This is a genomic window from Streptomyces sp. NPDC002324 (assembly GCF_053593335.1).
This window is the reverse complement of record NZ_JBSFCF010000005.1, coordinates 92748-112063: the sequence shown is the minus strand read 5'-3', so window position 1 is coordinate 112063 and position 19316 is coordinate 92748. Positions and strand designations below refer to the sequence as shown.

The window sequence follows — 19316 nt, the reverse complement described above, 5'->3', positions numbered from 1 at the left end:
AGACTCTTAAGTATCTCAAACAGGAGATGATGTGGCCGACCGCTACGAGCTCAAGCTACCCGCCCTCAAGGTGCGCCAAGGCAGCAAGGAGATCTACTGCTTCGCAGTCGACGGCAAGAAGCTGCACGACTTCGCCGCCGTCTCGCGCATCCGCCGAGACGACGAGAAGCGGTTGCAGGGGTACCAGCGGCCGGAGGTCCTCAGCCACATCCGCTCGATCCGCCGTTACCTCGAATCCGATGGAGCGATGCTCCCCAACGCGGTGGTCCTCGCTTTCGACGAGCGAGTGAAGTTCGTTCCCGCGGGTCGTGGCGGCGCCGTGGAGTACTCTGTGCCCGGTGAACTGGTCATCCCCGTCGACGAGTCACTAGCCGACGAAGACAAGCCGGCATGGCTGGTCGACGGACAGCAGCGAAGCGCCGCGATTAGGGATGCGGACCTCGCTGAATTCCCAGTCGCCGCGGTGGGCTTCATCGCTTCCGGGCAGGCGGAGCAGCGATCGCAGTTCATCTTGGTCAACTCGACCAAGCCGCTCCCCAAGGGGCTTGTATACGAGCTGCTGCCTGAGACGACTGGTCAATTGCCGCGTTCTCACGAGCGTCGCAGGCTCGCTGCACGAATCATGTCCCTCCTGAATACCCAAGATGGGCCCTTCTACGGGAGGATCAACAGCCCTACGTCTCCCAAGGGCAACATCAAGGACAACAGTGTGCTGAAGATGCTGGAGCACAGCATCTATGAGGGCGCGCTGTTCCAGTACCGCAATGCCGCCGACGGCACCGGGGACGAGGGGCGCATGCTCGCGCACCTCCAGGCATTCTGGAAGCCCGTCTCGAAAATCTTCGAGGACGCGTGGGGCAAGCCCCCGAGGGAGTCGAGGCTGACACACGGTGTGGGCATCCAGGCCATGGGCTTCGTCATGGACCGGCTCACCACCGATATCCCGGTCGACAAGGTCAACTGGGACGAGGTCCGCTCCGTTCTGCGAGGCCTCGAAGAGCATGTGGCGTGGACGTCCGGCTCCTGGACGTTCCCAGACGGCCAGGAGCGCCGCTGGAACAGTCTGCAGAACACGTCCCACGACGTACGGCTGCTCAGCACTTACCTGCAGGCCCGAGTCCGGAAGTAGTACCTGACGATGTGCCCTACCAAGGTGGCCGCCCAGGTCCTGGGCGGCCACCTTGCTGTCAGGACGCTGCCGCTGCGGCGCGAAGCTCGTCTACCGCCGCACGCAGAAGAGACGCCGAGCCGCTACCGTTCGCGTACCCAATGTGCTCGGTTACCGCGTGCTGATCGATGAAGCCAGTCGCCGCGTGCTTCGCGCAGCGCGTGGCCAGAACAATCGCGTCAGCCGTGCGGGCCTTCTGGCGCAGTTGCGGCGTGCCGACACGGTCGGAGGCAGTCGTTACCTTCACGGCCGGCGCAAGTCGCTCAACCTCTTCCCGACAGCGGGCGAGTACGGCTTCGTCCAGCGAGTACAGCAGCAATGTCAGCGGCGGGATTACAGACGACGAATCGTCCTCACTGCCTTCCCCGGAGGGAGACTCCCACTCGAAGTCGATGCCGAGTTCTTGGGAAAGGCGCTGCGCGAAGGCAAAGTCCGCCTGGTTGAGGCGCTGTTGATGCAGCCAGAGGGGTTCCAGGAGTGCGTACGCCAGATTGCTGCGAGCCTCGTTGCTGGGACACGCGGCAAGGAACAGGCGATCGACGAAGTCGAGCGCGACCGCAGCCCGTTCAGCAGCGACCCACCGGCTCCGCTCCGACCCGATCTCCTCAAGGAGTTCCCTGTACTCAGTCTCCGCCGGGGCTGCCCGGAGGGCAATCTCCGTCAGCGCCTGCAGGACAGCAAGATCGCCTGGACCGAATCGGTCGAAGGTCAGCGCGTTCCGGATGAACGCGTGAGCCGTCTGACCCGCTGGCGCGTCGTATCCCACGGCGTCGATGAAGGCTCCGACTGCGCTCCATACCCTGTCCGCCTCGTGATCCTGCAAGCCATCCAGGAACTCGGCAAGCGCCGCATCGTCGGTGGCCGGGCTCTGCCAGACCATCCATGTACGGTCCTCCAACGCCGCCTTGCCGTCAGCGTGGCCTGCGGCAATCGAACTCAGCAGACTGCTCCAGGACGTAACTGGCGTCGATGCCTCTGCTGGAGGTTCAGCCAGGATTTCCTGTGGCTCGGGAACCGGAGCGGTTGTTACTTCCGCCGGCTGGACAGTCGGCAGCAACTCCGTGACGTGGTCCCATACGAGAGACGGGATCTCATCCACCCGACCGCTTGCCTCGACTGATGTCGCGAGGCGTTGCAGGGTAGTCAGGTCCTGACGGATTCCAACCGCCAGCAGCAGTACGGTCATTGCCTGCGGCCCGTACGCACTGGCGTCGCTGGGGATCAGATCAGGGACAACCCTCCCTGATTCGACCAGCTTGCTCTTTGCAGCGGTGAGGTCGTTTTCCGTGAGCGGCCGCTCCAGCGCCACTGAATAGACGGCATTGAGGATCGCTTCCTGTACTGGCGCCGGAGGGTTCTGGCGAACGATGTCCAGCAGTCCGGGGAAGGCCAGGACATCCGCGCTCCGCCCCAACCGGTCCAGCCTCTTGATATGCAGGTTAGCCAGGTTGGTTGCCGTGATGCCGCCACCTGCGGCCAACTGCTCAAGCGCATCGAGCGAAGCGGAGTCTCCGCCGGCCGACAGGGAGGCATCGAACTCGGCCAGGAGCCGTCCCATTGGCTTGGCGAGTCGCCACAATCTGGGGGGCCGGCTTGCGACGGTCCGCTGCATGAGTTGCAGCGCCTCAGCGAGGTTCGTGCGGTGCTGGCGTGTCTTGCCGGTGTCGAGTCGAAACGTGACGCGAGGACCGAAGAAGTCCAGGATCGCCTTCTCGACCGGATCATCAGGAGCGAGTGGAGCCGGGCGGAGTCCCCGTAGCGGGTCGAACGCGATGTACGTCGGGCCCGCGAACGAACGGATCAAGTCGGCCGTCTTCGCTGCGTCCGCAGTATCTCTCGCGATGACGTACATCACGAACCAGTCCCGGTCGGGGTAGGTACGAGGCAGCACGATAGGAGCGTCGTCCCCACGGCGGAAGGCTTCCACGAACGGAAGGGTCCGGCCAGCGTGCTGGTAGGCAGGATCGAGGTTCGGCCAGACACGGTTTCCTGTTCCGAAGAATCGTTGCAAGAACTCCTCGGTCTGCTCCCGCGTGCGCTGTTGGCTCTGATTCACGCGCCAGCCCCCCACCGCTGCCTGAGGTCCAGCCGCGCCTGGCCCGCGTCCGGGCCGCCGACCTTGTACGTGACTGATTCGTCGTTCACCGCCATGCCGCGGATCGTGTAGTTCATCGACCCGGTCAGAATCCAGTCCTCCCCGCAGAGCGTCTTCTCATGGACATCTGGACTCTGCACGATGCGGATGTAGTCCCGTTCCGGGGCCGATTCCAGATGCTGCAGAAAGGCCGCATTATGCGGGGCAGGGCGTGTGACCACGTGTACACGTGCCTCAGGGCTCGCGATACGGGTCAGGGCCTCCGAAAGCCGCCAGCCCAGTGGCGGGACATCTCCGAAGAACGAGTCGTAGGCGCCGTGGCTGTTGTCCAGTACTTGGACGTCGGTAATCCACGGTGAGACCAACCAGAGTTCACTGCTCGGGTTCACCGTCTCAGCGATCAAGGCAGCCGACAGCATCGAATCGACACGAAGACCAGTGCGCGCTCCGATGCGGACGGTGCGTTCCAGGACGCTCACTGTGCTGCCTCCCGTAGTTCCACTCGCACTTGCAGTTGATCTCTGTGGCGCGCGAACCCGCGAACTTCGCCGAACACCTTCAGGAAGTCCCGGTCGATGGGCAGCGCCGGCACGCGTACGAGGGCCTGCGCCATTGCCGTGCTTTCCCTGGCTGGGCATACAAGCTGTACAGCAGCGCCTTCCGACATTGCCTTCTGGTAGGTCAGCGTCCAGTCGGTGCCTGTGACGTCGATCTGCGCGATGTTGTCGTCGTGTGCAGCCTGTACGAGGAGCCGGTCCAGCACAGGGGGCCCGACATAGGGCTGGTAGTGCTGGAGATCTTGGGTTCTGGCCTGTCGCCCGCGCGGCCAGAGCAGACTGAACGCCTGGTCCGCGGTCACTTCCCGCGAGCTGCTCACCGTGAGGCGTCCGGCGCCGGCGGCGTAAGCCAGGACGCGTGCGTCTATTTCGATGCCGAGGCGCTGTTCCAACTCGCTCCATGCATCGACAAGTCCCAGCGCTACCGCGTCTGTGTCGGGGCTGGAACCGGGGCGGAGGAGTCGAGTCGACATGGCGGACACTGCAGTACGCCGAGGAGGGCCATCCAGACGCTCCCAGGCCGCCCGAAGCCCCCGGAGGGCGGTGCCCGCCGCCGTGGAGTCCTCTGCGCTGCGCAGAGCACTCATCATCTGCGCGGCCTCACCGCCGGGCTCCTGAATGAGGTGTCGAAGGAGACGGGTCAGCGTCGCATCGACATACTCGTAGTCGCTGGGGGCAAGTGCACTGGCTACGAGTCCCCAGAACCGGCGCGGGTCTTCGCTGTAGTACTGCACAAGACGCTCGATGACCCCCAATCCTCCGATGGACGTCTCGCTCAACCACACGGTGGCCGGGTCGCCCAGGCCGTCTCCGGGCAGCACGTCGACGATTAGGTCGCCGTCCTGCGCATCGCGACAGGCCCGCTGAGCCGCCGTGGATATCGCAGCGGCCAGGGTGTCGCGATATGCGCGTTGCGCCAACTCTTCGGTGTGCGCGGCGACGTCGGGCGCGACCAGGAGTTCCGCTGCTCCGTCGAGTGCTGAGATGACGCGGCTGTCGTGGGACAACTCCAGGAGTGCGGCCACCAGGCGGTCCCCGTCTACGGGCTGCTCGGACTCACTGTTGTCCCGGTAGAGAACCTTGAAGATTTCAGCGAGGTTTTGGCTCCACGATCCGTCGGCGAGTGAGGCCCTCACCTGCTCACCGGTGCGCGTGCCGTCCAGGCCGGCCAGGGCGAATGCAGTCAGATACACCTGAGTCAGCCACTCGCGCTGGAACTTGTTGGTGATCTCGGCAAGCGTCGGATCCTCGGCGACGGCGTGGGAGAACGCGAGAGAGCGCCATTGTGGAGAATCCAGATAGTCCCGTACGGCGGGATCGGTGAGATCCAGCGGCATGAGCCTGACGCGGAAGGCGTCAACCTCAAGCCGGAAGCCGAGGGCAGCCGGTTGACCCTGCACTTCGTATCGGACAGTTCGCTTCTCACTGTCCCCGCGCTTACGAGCGATCTCGCAGTCTGCCCCCATCGTCATGCGCCGTACCTCGATGGGGTTGCCAGCGGCGTGGGTTGCAAAGTTGACCGAGGCGATGCGCTGCGACCACAACGAAGGCTCTGGAACGTCCGCCGAGCTCAGGGACGCATCCTCTGGAACGACGATCTGCGTGCCCCAGCGAGGGATGCCCTGCGACCGGGTGTCGATCTCCTGAGGGGGCTGATCGAGGATGAGCTGCTGCGGGCGGAACACCTGAAATCCGGAAGGGCCGTGCCCGTGGGGAAACCACGTTCCTTCAGGATCGCCACTCCGGACGATGTCAGTGAGCGGCAGCGCGTCCGTGTCGACGGGAGGCATCGGAAGCCAGGTGCGGTGCTCGTCGCGGCGGTGTCCGTAGCGGCGGCTGACCCGCCCCGGTACCGCTTCGCGCAGAGCCCGGGCGATGGGAAGTTGCTCGATGCTGTCCCCCTCAGAGAAGGGCAGCAGCAGGTCAACCTCCGGCAGGTTCAATGGTGCGAACAACGACTGGGTGACGAACTCGGGAAGCATCGCGCCGTCCCGGGCCCCCGAGTCGTCGCGCAGCGGCCGCCACTGGCTGCGCAGCCGGCGGAGGGCTGTCGGCACTACGGCCAGGAGGAGCGAGCGGGGCTGCTCCCAGAGCAATGCTTGAGCCTCGTCGGCGCTGATACGGAGTGCCCGCACCAGATGGTTGGCGAGTTCATCCTGGAGACCGGAATTGTCCAGGAGCGCCTGGAGCAGCTCGGCGAGCATCTCGCTTGCCGCCTGATCCTCCTGGCGCACGACGCCGCCGCGGGGCGCCTTGAGCAGCTTGCGCGGGTCCGCCCACTGACGTCTGCTCCGGAGCTTGCGGCCAGTCCAGTCCAGGAGGGCCTGCGTGCCTTGAATTTTCAGCACAAACCGGTTGCCGATGGGCAACGTTCGGGCAGGTACCTCCGGGGCGAACAGCGTCTCGTACGCCTGGTAGGCAAGACGGTCTCGACCATAGTCCGAAAGTGTGACCACGGTGATCGGACGGGTTCCGCGCTGACGCCCGGCGCGACCGCGGCGCTGGATGAAGGCGGCGGCGTCGCGGGGTGCTTTGTGCTGCAGGACCAACCCGACCCGAGGATCGTTGAAGCCGACTTCAAGAGAGGCCGTGGCCACCGTGAGATCCGCGTTGTGGTCGACGCCCACATCCTGTGACGAGGTCCGGCCGATCCGTAGGTGGTGGAGGCGAAGGCCAGGATCGAGATCGTGCCCGATCTTCTCGACCATGTCCCAGGACTGACCATCCCGGTAGCGGGCATCGTGCTCGTCCCGATCTGGGGAGCGAAGGCCAGCGAGCACAGGCTTCCAGCCACTGCGACCGCCGGACCGGTACTGACCTCCCTCCGCATCACGGAGATCGTCGTAGAAACGGTTGGTTACGTCGAGATCGTCGGTGAACAGAAAACCCGTTGAGCCGTAAAGGAAGCGGTCACTTTCTTGGTCCAGCGTGCGTCCGAAGAGCATCGCGGTCTGGATCGATGTGGACAGCAGGCTGGCGCCGGCGACGGGGTCGCCACGTAGTGCGAGCGCGTACTCGCGGCCTTCGGTCTCCATGGCGTCCTCAGCCGGTTCGATCGGCTCGACGTCGCCCGGATGCAGCCCGATCAGTTGGGCGAAGAAGTGTCTGGCGTCTCGCAGCGTGGCGCTCAGACCGACGAACGTGACGGGCCGGCCAACCGCTTCACGCCAACGACGGAGAAGGAGGGCGACCTGTGCCCCGTGTACGCCGGTGTACGTGTGAACCTCGTCAAGGAGGACAAGGGCGGGGCCAGGGTTGCCTCCGCGCCACCCGAGCAGGCGCTCGAGGTAGCTGTCAGCACTGGCGCGGTTGAGGGTCTCGGTGGTGGTGAAGAGTAGATCTGGCTCGTTGGCTTTGAGCGACTCGCGCGTGAGTGCGAGGCGCCCATCCTTGATGGTGTGGCCGCACTTCACGCAGGTCAACTGCTCGCGCCCCTGGAGCCGATCGCTGTCGGACCACACCAAGTCACCGGTCCCACATTCGGGATTTGGGCACGGGAGGTATGGGCAAATGGCCCCCTCAGGGGTCCGCGCCCACGCTCCGGCCACCCTGCCACCCGGTTCCAATTTCAGGTCCCGCGCGTTCCAAGGGGTGTTGCCATAGAGCGCGCCGATACGCAGAGCACGACGTCCCTGCGCACGCAGGGCTCCCTCGATGCCGTCGGCCCCACGAATTGCTTCCCGGAGTTGATCTCGTAGGAGCTCCAGGCGGGGATAGAGGGCAAGGGTGTGTACCCGGGACGTTGTACCAGGGCGAGCGTGCTCCGCCATCGCCGCGAATGCCGGCAGATAGAACGCGAGGGTCTTACCGCTACCCGTACCCGCGCCGACAATGATTCCCGTTGATCGCGGACCACCGAGCGCCTTGAACACGGTGCGCGTGGCGTCCAACTGGAAGCGAGCCAGTTTGTAGTCCCGCACGTGGGCTGCCGCGACGTGCTGTTGCAGGTCACGCCACTGGTCAACGCGGGCCAGCTCCGCCAGGGCATCCTCTGCGGGGATGTCACGGCGGGGGTAGCGGCGCGGCGCGACGTGGAGTCGGTAGTCGGCGACCAGACGCTTCTGCTGCCGCCACCAGCCCCGGTCGGGTTGGCTGGCCCATCCGCCTCGCGCAAAGAGTTGTCGTAGCCCGGTAGTCAGCCTCAGGGTCTCGGCCAGCCGGGTGCGGTACCGCGGAGGCGAGACAACGGGGACGGGCACTTCGAACAGCAGGGTGCGATCGAGGCACTCCTCTAGCACCTCGTCGGTCGAGGCCCCGGGCGGTGCGTCCTGTCGGGTGACAAGGAGTTCGTCGATGGTCTCCAAAACCTCAGCTTCAGAGAGGGCGCTCTCCGTCACTCCCCAGGAAAGCAGGGGGAGTTCGCGGTCTTCCAGCCGGTTGAGAAGCGCATTGGCGAACCCTTGCTTGATAAGCTGTGTCACGCGCCCTTCCTTGTCAGTGCGACTTGGCCGTCCATTGCAAATTCACGCAAGAGGGCAATTTCCTGGTTCGTGATGTCGAATAGAGTTGGAGCCGGGCGACGGTCGAGTCGTTCAAGAAGCGCGAGGAGTTCCGCTGGCGGCTCCTTCGCATCACGCAGTGATTCTGCGAGTGCTTCGCATTTGGTCACGAATAGGGTGATGTCCCCGGCGGTAACGGTCTTGGCTGACGCGGTACGTTCAAGATCAGTACGACGCGATCGAGCCAATACTTGCTCCTGCGGAGGCAACATCGGAATCCGTGCCAGAGGAAGCGAAGCCAACTGGCGACCTGACCACTCGGTCCATGCTGCGAGGTTCTCTTCTCGGATGGCGTCGGCTGCCGCCTGGACCTTCCGCCTGGCCGTGTTGAAAGCCTGATCGCCAGGCCACCCGTTCTGAGCCCTCCGCGCGAACGCCTCAAGCCCGTCGCTGGCCGCCAAGAGGCCGGGGCCCGTTGCTGCACCCTGGTTCTTCAAGGCGAGTGCCACTGTGACTTCCTTCCGGAGCTCCGCCAGGCGTGCACTCAGTTCGCTGATACGCGACGAAACCCGGGCTGCCTCCTTCACGCCCGCCTCGCCCTCAGCCAACTGCCGGGCTCGATCCTGCAGTTGCAGCGCCATCTCATACACAGGTCTCTGTGTCACTCGGCGTCTCCTTCCAGCGTGGCGGAGGCTCGGGCTGACCTCGATGCATCAGAGGCCAATCGTGCTACCCCATTCCATTCATCGAGCACGGTCTGCATAGCGAGAGAGACGCTGTCGACTGCAGTGCTGCCCGTTCGCGCGTCAGCCCTCCTGAGTGCAGCTTCCAGCCACGATTCGCTCTCGGAGAGCAAGAAATGGATGTCCTGGATGGCTGTTCCGCGGTCCTGCGCTGCAGCAGCAATGCGAGCGGCCTGTCGGGCTCGGTCAGTCCGGTTTTCATCCGATGCTCGGGCGAGGTCGTCTTCCAGTTCGGACACCGCGGTCCATTCGACCTGCTTGCCCCGCTCAAGGAGTGACTCGAAGCGGAGTGTTTGGTCCGTTCCGAGTGGCATCAGCCCGCCGACCTCCTGGGCCGTGGTGAGGGCGCCCTCGATCGCGGTGAGCGTGTGTGCGCTGTTGGTGCCGCGAGGGTGCCACTGCCGGATCTCCGCCAACTGGTTCTCAAGCAGGTTCAGTTGCTCGTCCACCAGGACAGACAGTGCGGAGAAGCCGGTGACCCCCTTCTGCACCCACGATGGGACCTGTGTCCTGTCGAGCGTCCATTCCCACTGAGATGTCGTCCGCTTGAGTAGCGGCAACATGCGGGCAGCGTCAATCATCCGCACGGCCCCGGTCACGCCCTGCGCGACACCTACGGCTTCCCTGAGCCGCTCAACGAGAACAGGACGCGCATCCAGGTGACGCTTCAAGATGTCGTTCCACTGCTTTGTCCTCAACGCAACGTCCGCCCGCTCCCATCCCTGACCTTCGTCCAGGACAGCGGTGAGTAGCGCGGCGGCTTCCATCCCCGGGTACGCCTGGCCGGCGAGCATCGCGCCGAGTAGAGAAGCACGTAGGCCAAGTACCAACTGCTCGTCGGAGATCTCCAGGTGACGTTGAACGCGTGACGTGAGGGCTGGCGCGTACTGTTCGGCGTAGGTTGCGAGACGCCGTATGTCCTGGCTTCTGACCTGTCCCTTGCCCGACTCGGCGCACAGCAGACTTTCGAAGAAGTAGCTGTCCTTGGCTGTGCGTCCGAAGCGGATGGGCGCGTCAGCAGCGCCGGCCAGGCGCTCGTCCGCCCCAGCTACTGAAACCACTGTTGCGTTATTGGGCCAAGCCCCTCCTACTCCTACCATCACTCGCTTGCCTTGCTCGTGCATCAGCGGTGATTCCCAGCGGTATCGCTGCAGCACGGCCGTCGCGATGATAGTGCGGACGTTAAGTGCGGTGGAATTGTCTAGGACTTCTTCGTCGGTAAGCCAAACATTGACCGTTTCCAGCTTCTTCTTGAGAGATCGAGGAATGCTGTCCGTGTCGGAAGCAGGCTCGGTTTCCCTGTCGAGGGATTCGTCGAGATGCCTCTGCGTCGAAGGTGGACGTGCCCCTGTCGGGATCCGCCGCGATTGGCCGTCCAAGGGAGGCAGAGAGAATGCTTCCAGGATCGTGCCATCGATCGTATTGGCGTCCGCGGGAGCGTCTCCCCAAAACAAGAGAAGGGACTTTCGTCGCTCCGGGTCGACGCGATCGTTCTCGTCAATGAAGGCATGCGCCTCTCGGCTCAACACTTTATCGATGTCAGCCCTCGAGAACCGGCGTCGAAATTCAGAGTCTGGGAATTCACCTCGCCGGATGGATTCGGCGTGATCGATCAGCAACGGTCGTACGACACTGCCGAGAACGGTTCGAGGAACGAAAGACCATGGCTTCTTCGGGTCTGCGGTTGAGTGGACGGTTCTGACGAGAGCAGACGAGTTGAAGGGATACAGGCCGTACCCTTCTGGCGTGACACCGAAGGCGTCGTGGCATCGTTCCTGGAGAGGACAACCTTCACACGCGTTGGGTGTTTCGCCGTCGCGAGCGCGCTCCAGCGCGTCCCGGCCCACGCGAGCTGCGTTGAGATAGCGTCCGACGAACGAAGAGATTTCCTGGCTTCCGGTGTCGGTCGCACTGAAGGGGACATCGAGGTTGTAGACGTACCCAGCGGTGGCCCGGATTCGGGTGAGCGCCGTCTCCGGAATCTGTTCCAGGTAGCCCGGCGTGACAGCCATGAGCGTGCGGATGGGGGCGAGCGACGTGCTTCCGTCCCGATTTGCTGCCTCGATCACAGCGTCCAAGAGATCTTGCTGGACTCCCTGAATGAGAGCAAAGTCCTCGATGAGGAGGATGATTTCCTTTCCGCGTCGCTGATACTCCTCGCGGACTTGCATCATCGCGTCCAAGAGGCGCCCCGCGCCGAGGTTGGCCGCATTCTTAACCGCAGATTCCAAGTGCTTGTTGAGTAGGTCCACGGCGGTGGCCTGGAGGTCGTCTCGCGTGGCGATCTGGTTAAGCAGGCGAGCGACCATATCTGAAGCGGCGTTGTCGTAGTCGACATCCAGAGGCAAGTCTTCAAAAGTGAAGGTCTCAGGACGCTCGTCCTGCCCACTGCGGCGATCCCTGAGAAGCTGAGCCGCAAGCCGCGGAACAAATTTTCCTTCCGACAACATGTGCTGTCGAATGAACGGGTCGTGCAGCATCGCTGCCAGCCTCCCTGGGCCGGCAAGTACCCGTCCTGGTCCCGGGATATCCTTCGGCACTGTCGCGGATAGAAGCTCACTCAATTCATTGAGGATGCGACGGCCGAGCGACTCTTGATCGATGTCGGCAGTGAACCTGTCGACATCTTCCTTGAGTTGCGCTAGCTCACTGCTGTCCGCCTTGGCGATGAGAGCCTTGACCACGGCCTTGAGGCTGGTCATGGAGCGTTCGAGGTAGATGACCTCGTGGGTGTCCGAATCTGGAACGAAGGTTGGGATATTCTCGCGCGCCCATCGGATTAGATGGGACTTACCGGATCCTGAGTCTCCCAGGACCAGCATGAGGAGGGCGCCTGAATCGGACTTCTTGGTGAGGAAGTCGTTGACTACAGACCGTTCATTGATCAGATCGCCGATCGGCTGCACCTGCTTGTCCTCTGAGACCAAGGCACGCTTGATGCGCAAAGGTGCATGCGTGGCAAGGAAGACGGACCGGTGGGGGCTGATGGCCTCGGTGTTGATCGTTGCAGATGCGGTCGGCGGGTCCCAGCAGAGCATGCCGCGGAAGTCAGCCATTGATGGCCTCCAGGATGGTGATGGCACTGACCGGTCGCGCAGATGACCTGTCCGGGTCGTGAACCTGGAGCACGTGCTGTGCGTCATCGTCGTGCTCAAGACGCAACCACTTCTCGTCTTCGCCACGCAGCAGCGCGAAGGAGAGAGCCGCGCCGGCCGTAGTGTCACCTGGAGAACGGAGTCCCACAGCCCGTGAGTGTGCGCCGCCCGGCAGCACGGGAAGCCTCTCACGAAGGATTCGCAGCACTTCTACAGCGTTCATCCTCACCTCGGTCTGCTGTAGTTCGGCCGCCGTCTGTCGGACCGCAGTCGTGCAATCGGGTACAAGTCTGTTTGCGCTTCCTTCGACTTGGAAGAGCGGGGGTGCGGCCAACCCCAAAGCGGGGGCCCAGTAGTTGAAGTGGTTCCACCGAGTTTCGTTGGAGAATACGGGACCTGCCTCCGGCCGCAACGCTTCTCGCTGGTCGTTCTGCACCCTGTACCAGTCCATCGGATCTGTCGGATCCAGCGAGAGCAGCCAGGCCAGTGCGCGGGTAAGGTCGCGAGGTCCGGTCTGGTCGGCAGAATCGCCGAGCGAAGTGTTCTTGGCCTGATCGAGAACCGCCTGGCGGAGTACGGAGTTGAACGCGGATACGTCCTGCCCGTCAAGTGTCGTAGCGGCACCAGCCAGAGAGAGCTGCTGATCTTCGCCCTCGATCCGAATCAGGCCCAACTCGTCGAGAGTGCTGATTGCCTTGTCGAAGGGCGGCTTGTCCTTCGTCTTCTCACCGCGAATTGACGGCGGGGACAGCAGAGAACGTGCCTCCTCCAACGATACTGCCTTCTCCAAATAGGCGAGCAACCGCACGACTGCCCATGCTTGAGTGGGCAAGGCTGCGCCGCGGGGATTTAGGAGCGTCATCAGATTTCCTCCAAGGCGCGGAAGACCGGAAGCTTGGCGCGGTGGATATCGATCAGCGGATCGTTGGTCCGATCCGGGTGTCGAGTGTGGCGTGGGTGAAGGAGGTACGTGATGTCCTCTGAACTGAACCGTGCTGCGGTGTCATAGTCCAGTGAGGGCGAGTCGTCCAGGATCCACACCACAGGGCCAGCCCATGACTTCAGCAACTCGGCATCCTCATCGAACACAACAGGGTATGTACGGGCTGCCTTACGGAGTACATCCCGGCACCGTGTCGTAACACCAGGGCCGCCTACGACGGCGATCCCGCGGCGCACCAGTCGCTCCAGGAGGCGGGGTACATGGAGACGTTGCTCCTGCTCGCCCTCCCACCACAGGCTCAAGCAGGACAGACCGTCACGGTAGCGGGCCAGTGGATCGTTGGGAGGAGGTACCGGGAAGCGCAACCACGGACGAGGCTCCCCGGCGAGCCTGTAGAAGCCGGACTTGTCTGGGCGCCCGGTCGCCCTACAGTTCGGGCAACCACGGCAGGTGACACGGGTAGGCAGGGAAGTTCGGCCTCGTCGCAGGCGGTAGTACTCCCCGAGTACGTCACCGATGCACTGACTTCCACCGAGTGCCTCTTCCAGACCCGTGAGGGATTTCTTCTGGTGATCCAGAAGCTTCTGCCGCTCTGCCTCGAAGCGAGATATGAATCGCTCCGCAGTGTTGACTTGAGGGTCTTTGATGGTGACTTCAGCCCGTGTCCCCACATTTTTTCTGAACTCGTCTACACGCTCTGCCCATACGGATTCGAGCTCTCCCTCTTCGCGTTGGGGCGGTTGAGGTACGTGGAGTTCGATCAGCTTGGCGCGAACCATAAGGTTGAGGACGCGAACGTTCCAGGACTTGTTGGTTTCGGAGTCCTCACTGACGTGGCTGGGGCGGGAATCCAGGTCGAGACGATAACGGCTGCCGCCGAGTTGCTGTTCGCGCCGGAACATGGCGTCCCAACGCTTCAGCGCCTTTTCAGAGGTGATGACTGGTTCGCTGCCGAGAGTCTCGGCAATGTCTCGGTCTCCGGGCGCCGTCACCATGTAGGCGACAGACGGGTTTCCGTCTCGCCCACCACGGCCGATCTCTTGGTAGTACCGGTCGACTGTCTCGGGTAGGCATGCGTGCAACACTGTTCGAACGTCCGACAGGTCTACGCCCAGACCGAATGCTGAAGTGCCTACGACGACGTCAAAGCGGGTAGAGAATATGCTGTCGTCTTCGGTAGATTTTCCTCCCCAGCCCTCAACGGCATCGCGGCGGTCCTGGTCACTTGAGTCACCGGTCACTTGAGTTACGCGGCAAAACCCAGAGGCCCGAAGGCGCTCCCCCCATTCCTTTGCGTCTCTCACTGTGGAGACGTACAAGGCCAGGGGTTTGGGCAGGAGCGACGCGGCCTCAAGGACCGAATCCTGTCGGCTTTGAAGCGTTTCGGATGCGCTGATGTAGTAGGTAGGCTCGTGGCGGAGTTGTGAAGCCCAGACGATCTGAGCTTCGTCTGGTCCGGCGAAGAGCTCCTCGAGCGTACCGACCTGTTGAGTGGTGAGGGTGGCACTCATGGCCACAGTGACGGGGGCCAGGCCGTCGGGAGCCTTGCTAAGCCAGGTGCGGCGGTGGCTGGACATCGTCTGGAACTCGGGTCGGAAGCCGTTGCCCCACTGCTCGACGAGATGAGCTTCGTCGATAACGAAGTACTTGAGCAGACCGGCTTCCGCGGCGTCTTCGAGTGGCTTGCGCAGTCCCCTGACGAGTGCCTCGGGCGAAGCGAATACTAGGCGCTGCTGGCCGGTGCGGATATCCTCACGGAGCTGCCGCTTGACGTCTTCGGGCAAGCCACCGACGTATGCATAGCGTCCTGTGGGGCTTGGGCGTCCCTGCGCTTCCATCAGCGGCCGGGTACGGCGTTCCATGTCGAGGGCAAGAACGACGGTGGGAACAACGACGACGGAGACGCCGGCGCTCCGGCTCGCCAGGATGGCCGGGGCCTGGATGACATCGGTCTTCCCATGGCCCGTGGGCAAGCAAATGATCACGGTACTGCCCGGCTGCGCGAGCGCAACCGCGCGCGCGGCCTGCCGCTGCCCGATCGACAAGTACTGGTCACGCGTGGGGCCGAGGGCTTCCCTCCAGAATGGGTCACCAGGGTAGGGCTCAAGGTGGCGGCGGTGCTCTGCGTCTCGCCCAAGATGTACCTGTCGAAGATCCACCCGAGCCACCGCTGCAGCGTCGCTCTCAGGCACAGGCGGATGCCACGGCTTTGCGGTGATGTACAAGCCGCGTTCGTTCGGCATCGCATCGCAGTGGATCTCGGACCACTGCTCGTGAGAGGGAAGCAGAGGGTGGCTGGGCACGACGAGGCCTGTGTTGTTTCCGCGTGCCTGCGCTTCAAGCAGGACCTGGCGCAGGAGGGCCGCCACATCCCTCCATCCCGATGTTCCGCTCTCCAGGCCGGCGAGGGCGTCGCGGAGCCGCCGAAGTGTGCCCCGGCTGTCGTCGTTCAGCGGCGGGACCGAAGGCCAGGCACGAAGCAGTTCGCGGGCTCCTGTCCAACTGTCGACGTTCAGGTCACCTTGCCGGAGGAAGGCGTTGCGTGCGTCACGAGTCATGCCGGACTCTCCTGTAGCCGCTCTTCACGATGCACGTGGCCGCGACGAGTCGCACGTTCGGCCGAGTTAGCCCTTCCACGAGGGCATCCGCGACGGACACGTCCGACAGGTAGCTCTCGGTGTCTCCCAGGAGGTGTCCGGCCGCCTGACGAGACTGGGCTTGGGCCTTGGCCACGGCGAGACGACGACGAGCCGACTGCTGCGCGCGGGCGCAGTGGGCTGCAAGGTCCGTCACTCGCTCAAGTTCATCAAGGGCGACTCCGTTGGCCGACCTTGCTGCTTTCTCGTAGTAGTTCCAGCCACCAAAGAGATCGATCAGTTCACGGATCAGCTTGGAGTTGTAGTTGTGGTCCTTGCTGTTGTCGTACGGCTTTTCAAGCCACCTGAGCGTCTGTTCGTCGGTGACCGCTTTCGTGCTGCCTGCGGGAACCCACACCTTGAGCGTGAAGGGTGGGAGGATCCGATCTGCCTGCCGCTGCAGCGCGGGGCGTGCCTTCTGCTCGTTGTCGACCAGCGCCAGGGCGCTTGTGATGTCGGCTTCCACCACGAGGTCGAAGCCGAAGTACGGCTCCAGTTCTCCCCGGTGGAGTGGATCAAGTCGCCAGAAGGCAGTGGCCTGACCGCGGTCGTCGGTGTAGATCACCGACGCCAGCATGTCGACCAGAGGATTGCCGATGCGGTACAAGCGCGTGCCTGGGGCGCGGAGCGCAGCGGCCCTAATGAACGCTGCTTCGGCGGCTTCAGAGGGCACCTTGGCTTTCAACGCCTGGTAGAGGTGTGGCGAGACCAGGGGCTGCGAAGCGAGGTTGAACTTGTGGCGCTCGCAGCCGCGTTCGATGCGGGTCCAGTGGCGCAGCTTGATGCCGGAGGATTCGTCGCCCGCATACATCAGGAGAGCGTCTTGCGTCTTGCGCCACGGTTGCTCGAACTTACCGAGGGTAGCGGCGATATCCGTCTCGTAAGCAGAGGACTCGTGGACGGATTCGAGCCTGTCGAATTTCGCGATGGCGGCCCGAGCAGCTCCGAGTTGGGCCGAGATCTCCTGTGTGGAGTTCGCCAGCCCTTCTGGTCCCTGCACGAGTGCTTTGGACCACACACCAGAGAGGTTCACTGCGATGGGGTCCTGCAAGGTGGACACAGACTCGGTGAAAATTTGATAGCCGTCCTGCAGCAGGGTCAGCCAGGCGCCGTTGAACTCCTCGGTGTCGGCAAGGACGAACTGGTCGGCAGGATCGTGTCCGGTCGCCTCGAAGTCGGGGTATCGGTCGATGCGGCCGAGACGCTGCTCAAGACGATTCGGCGACCAGGGAAGGCGCAAGTGCACTGCCGTGTCCGCGCTCTGCAGGTTCAGACCGTCGTCGGCTGAGTCGTCCACGACGAGAATGCGGGGCGGATTCTCCGTGCTCCTCGTGGCCCGAGTGTTCTTCCTACGTTGCGCCCGCCACGCGTCTACGGCCTGGTTCGATGCCTCAGAGCCGGCACGCCGAGTGTGCTCGGCGATAGAGGTGCCGGGAAGGCGACGGCTCAATTCTGCCGTGAGCTCCGACGCGAGTGAGCCGGGTCCCGCGAAGATCACGGTTCTGGCGGCCTTCGAGATCAGAGGCAGCAGCGCGTGAACGAGTTCGTCCATCTCGTCCTTCAGACCACCCTGGTCAAGCATTGCTTCGAGCCGCTCCACGAGCGCGACCTCGTGCGCGAACTGAGGCGGGCCTACAAGCAGTTCACGCTCCTGATCCGTGAGGCCAGCGCGAGTTGCCGCCTGTGTGTCTCGGCGTACACGCCACCGCATCGCGTCAAGGAAGTCCGTTGAAGGGCCACCGAGTCGCGAGGTGAGGACGCCGAGGAGGAGACCGTACTCGGTCTGCCGGTCATCGAGGCTCTCATCGAGGAGGTGATCCCACGTGTACCGCCGCCAGGTGCGGAGGGTCTCCGAGGCCAAGGAGTGCAGCGATCCCTCGCCGAGGACTTGGGGGCGAACCCGACCGCGGACTACGTAGGGGAGCAGGTCGGATTCTTCGTCGTCGCGAAGAATGCGAGCTCGGCGATGCCGAATTACCCGGCGGTCCAGTCGATATGTCTCGCTGATGTGAGCGCGGAGCGCTTCCACGCGCAGGGCGAGCTCAGGAGCGTCCGCGTCGTCGGCGAGTTCGTCGTATTCGTCGAGGAGATCGAGCACTTGGGGCGCCAGGGCCTCGAAGAGCGGGTCCTCGGGGATGACGTCCCTGATGCGGTCGATCGTGGATGGCAGGAGAGGAGGCAGCTTGTCATCAAGCCCGGAGACGCGGTCCGCGAGTATCTCGCGCAGCGCGTGACGGCGCTCGAACGCGTCCCGGTTCTCCCAGCCGTACAGGGCAGGGTCGAGCAGATGCAGAAGCGCGAGATGGGCTGTCGGGCCTGCCGTGACTGGAGTGGCGGACAGGAGTAGGAGCTTGGGCGCGGTGTGGGCCAGCGCGCACAGTTCGCGGTATCTCGGGTCGTCGTTGTCCACGTCATGAACCAAGTCGTGGGCCTCGTCTACCACGACGAGTTCACTGTCGTGGTACTGGGCCCACTTTTCCGGCGTCTCGTGGGATGTGAACCGTACGCGGGCGTCTACGAAGTCGTCGATGAAGAACTTCTCGCACATTTCGCTTCGCCACTGGCGCCGCAAGACCTCGGGAGTAAGTACGGTCACCCGGGCGCGCGGGTTGTCGATCAAGGTCTGCCGGATGACGTAGCCAGCTTGGATGGTCTTGCCAAGTCCGACCTCATCGGCGAGAAGGTACCGCTGAACAGGGTCGGACAACACGGTCAGTGCGGCATGGATCTGGTGGGGGTAGATCTCCACCGCGGACGACAGTAGGGCGGGGGTGCTGGCGCTGGCCGCGCGTTGGCCGACGAGGTTGTGAAGCAAGGGGAGCCGTGTGTTGTGGAAGTAGCCGGACTCGTTGCCACCGGAGACCAGCACCTGGAGAGGGTCGCGCACGGGCTTGTCCCACCGGACTCGAAGCTCGGCCTCCGGCACTGGAAGATCAGCTTCCGTGTTGGGGAAGTGCACGAAGTACACGGGGCGTTGAGCCATCTGGACGCGTCCGGCCAGCCAGGCGCCCGTGTTCGGATTACGCCAGAAGACGCGAGTCTCCCGCTGGAGTACGGCGTGCCGGCATGCAGTTGCTGGCATCGTGCGTGACTCGACTTCCGGCTCGGCGACAGACTCGAAGAAGTCGATGCGGAGAGTGTCACCGTTGACCGCTCCTACACGGCCGATTCCAGGCGCCCCTTTGAACTCGACAAGGTGCCCGACTGCGAAGCCCGAAGGCATCTTTCTACTCGCCCCCCACCTGCTGGTTTAACGACTGACATGAGCTTAGGGGCAGCCACTGACAACGCGATTGACGGAGTAATGCGAAAATTCGCATGCACATTCGAAGATGTAGTGTCATTGCGCCGCCGGTGACGCAGAGTCGATGCGACATGAAGCGCTAATCGTCAGAAAATGGTTATCTCGGTCACGGTTGCCAGGCATGACGAGCCACAAAATACGACCGAAACGGAGCCCTGCCCGGAGGTTGCACGGCCGGGCATGAGGTGCGCGCGTCAACATTGGCGTGCGCAGTCGCGGGAAGTTGATCCGCCGCATGACCTGCGCCAGTTCACGCGAGGTGACTCCCCTCGCTGCCTCTTGGCGCACAGACCTTCACGACCCTGGAATACGCATATGCCTCCGGCAGTGCACTCA

The 19316-nt window shown here is 63.6% G+C and carries 9 protein-coding genes; 1 reads left to right on the top strand and 8 read right to left on the bottom strand.

The annotated features are described in order from the left end of the window. The first annotated feature begins 31 nt into the window (after positions 1-31). Positions 32-1129 carry a DGQHR domain-containing protein DpdB gene (dbpB, locus tag ACWCRJ_RS09575; RefSeq protein ID WP_450938743.1) on the top strand — a complete coding sequence of 366 codons (1098 nt, stop codon included), beginning with the start codon at positions 32-34 and terminating at the stop codon, positions 1127-1129. Between the two features lie 58 nt (positions 1130-1187). Here the strand turns inward: dbpB and dpdD are convergent, their stop codons facing one another. The 8 genes from dpdD to dpdE are packed head-to-tail and all read right to left on the bottom strand — an operon-like array spanning position 1188 to position 18899. Continuing rightward, positions 1188-3224 carry a protein DpdD gene (dpdD, locus tag ACWCRJ_RS09570; RefSeq protein WP_450938742.1) on the bottom strand — a complete coding sequence of 679 codons (2037 nt, stop codon included), beginning with the start codon at positions 3222-3224 and terminating at the stop codon, positions 1188-1190. Further along, positions 3221-3742 carry a phospholipase D-like domain-containing protein DpdK gene (gene dpdK / locus ACWCRJ_RS09565; protein ID WP_450938741.1) on the bottom strand — a complete coding sequence of 174 codons (522 nt, stop codon included), beginning with the start codon at positions 3740-3742 and terminating at the stop codon, positions 3221-3223. Before dpdK ends, dpdD begins: the two co-directional genes overlap by 4 nt. Continuing rightward, positions 3739-8241 carry a protein DpdJ gene (gene dpdJ / locus ACWCRJ_RS09560; RefSeq protein WP_450938740.1) on the bottom strand — a complete coding sequence of 1501 codons (4503 nt, stop codon included), beginning with the start codon at positions 8239-8241 and terminating at the stop codon, positions 3739-3741. The genes dpdK and dpdJ overlap by 4 nt, the downstream gene beginning before the upstream one ends. After that, positions 8238-8924, bottom strand: a complete 687-nt coding sequence (locus tag ACWCRJ_RS09555) for a hypothetical protein (protein WP_450938739.1) — start codon at positions 8922-8924, stop codon at positions 8238-8240. The genes dpdJ and ACWCRJ_RS09555 overlap by 4 nt, the downstream gene beginning before the upstream one ends. Then, positions 8921-12058, bottom strand: coding sequence for a protein DpdH (gene dpdH, locus ACWCRJ_RS09550; RefSeq protein ID WP_450938738.1), 3138 nt, complete (start codon positions 12056-12058; stop codon positions 8921-8923). Before dpdH ends, ACWCRJ_RS09555 begins: the two co-directional genes overlap by 4 nt. After that, on the bottom strand, positions 12051-12959 hold the full coding sequence (dpdG, locus tag ACWCRJ_RS09545; protein WP_334560862.1) for a protein DpdG: 909 nt from the start codon (positions 12957-12959) through the stop codon (positions 12051-12053). The genes dpdH and dpdG overlap by 8 nt, the downstream gene beginning before the upstream one ends. After that, positions 12959-15598, bottom strand: a complete 2640-nt coding sequence (dpdF, locus tag ACWCRJ_RS09540) for a protein DpdF (RefSeq protein ID WP_450938737.1) — start codon at positions 15596-15598, stop codon at positions 12959-12961. The genes dpdG and dpdF overlap by 1 nt, the downstream gene beginning before the upstream one ends. Next, positions 15588-18899 (bottom strand): protein DpdE, encoded by a 3312-nt coding sequence (gene dpdE, locus ACWCRJ_RS09535; protein ID WP_450938736.1) that lies wholly within the window; start codon positions 18897-18899, stop codon positions 15588-15590. Before dpdE ends, dpdF begins: the two co-directional genes overlap by 11 nt. Positions 18900-19316 lie beyond the last annotated feature (417 nt).

Excerpts from the sequence above, each read along its gene's own strand:
- dpdH (WP_450938738.1), bottom strand. The coding sequence starts at position 12,058 with ATGGCTGACTTCCGCGGCATGCTCTGCTGGGACCCGCCGACCGCATCT.
- dpdG (WP_334560862.1), bottom strand. The coding sequence starts at position 12,959 with ATGACGCTCCTAAATCCCCGCGGCGCAGCCTTGCCCACTCAAGCATGG.
- dpdF (WP_450938737.1), bottom strand. The coding sequence starts at position 15,598 with ATGACTCGTGACGCACGCAACGCCTTCCTCCGGCAAGGTGACCTGAAC.
- dpdE (WP_450938736.1), bottom strand. The coding sequence starts at position 18,899 with ATGCCTTCGGGCTTCGCAGTCGGGCACCTTGTCGAGTTCAAAGGGGCG.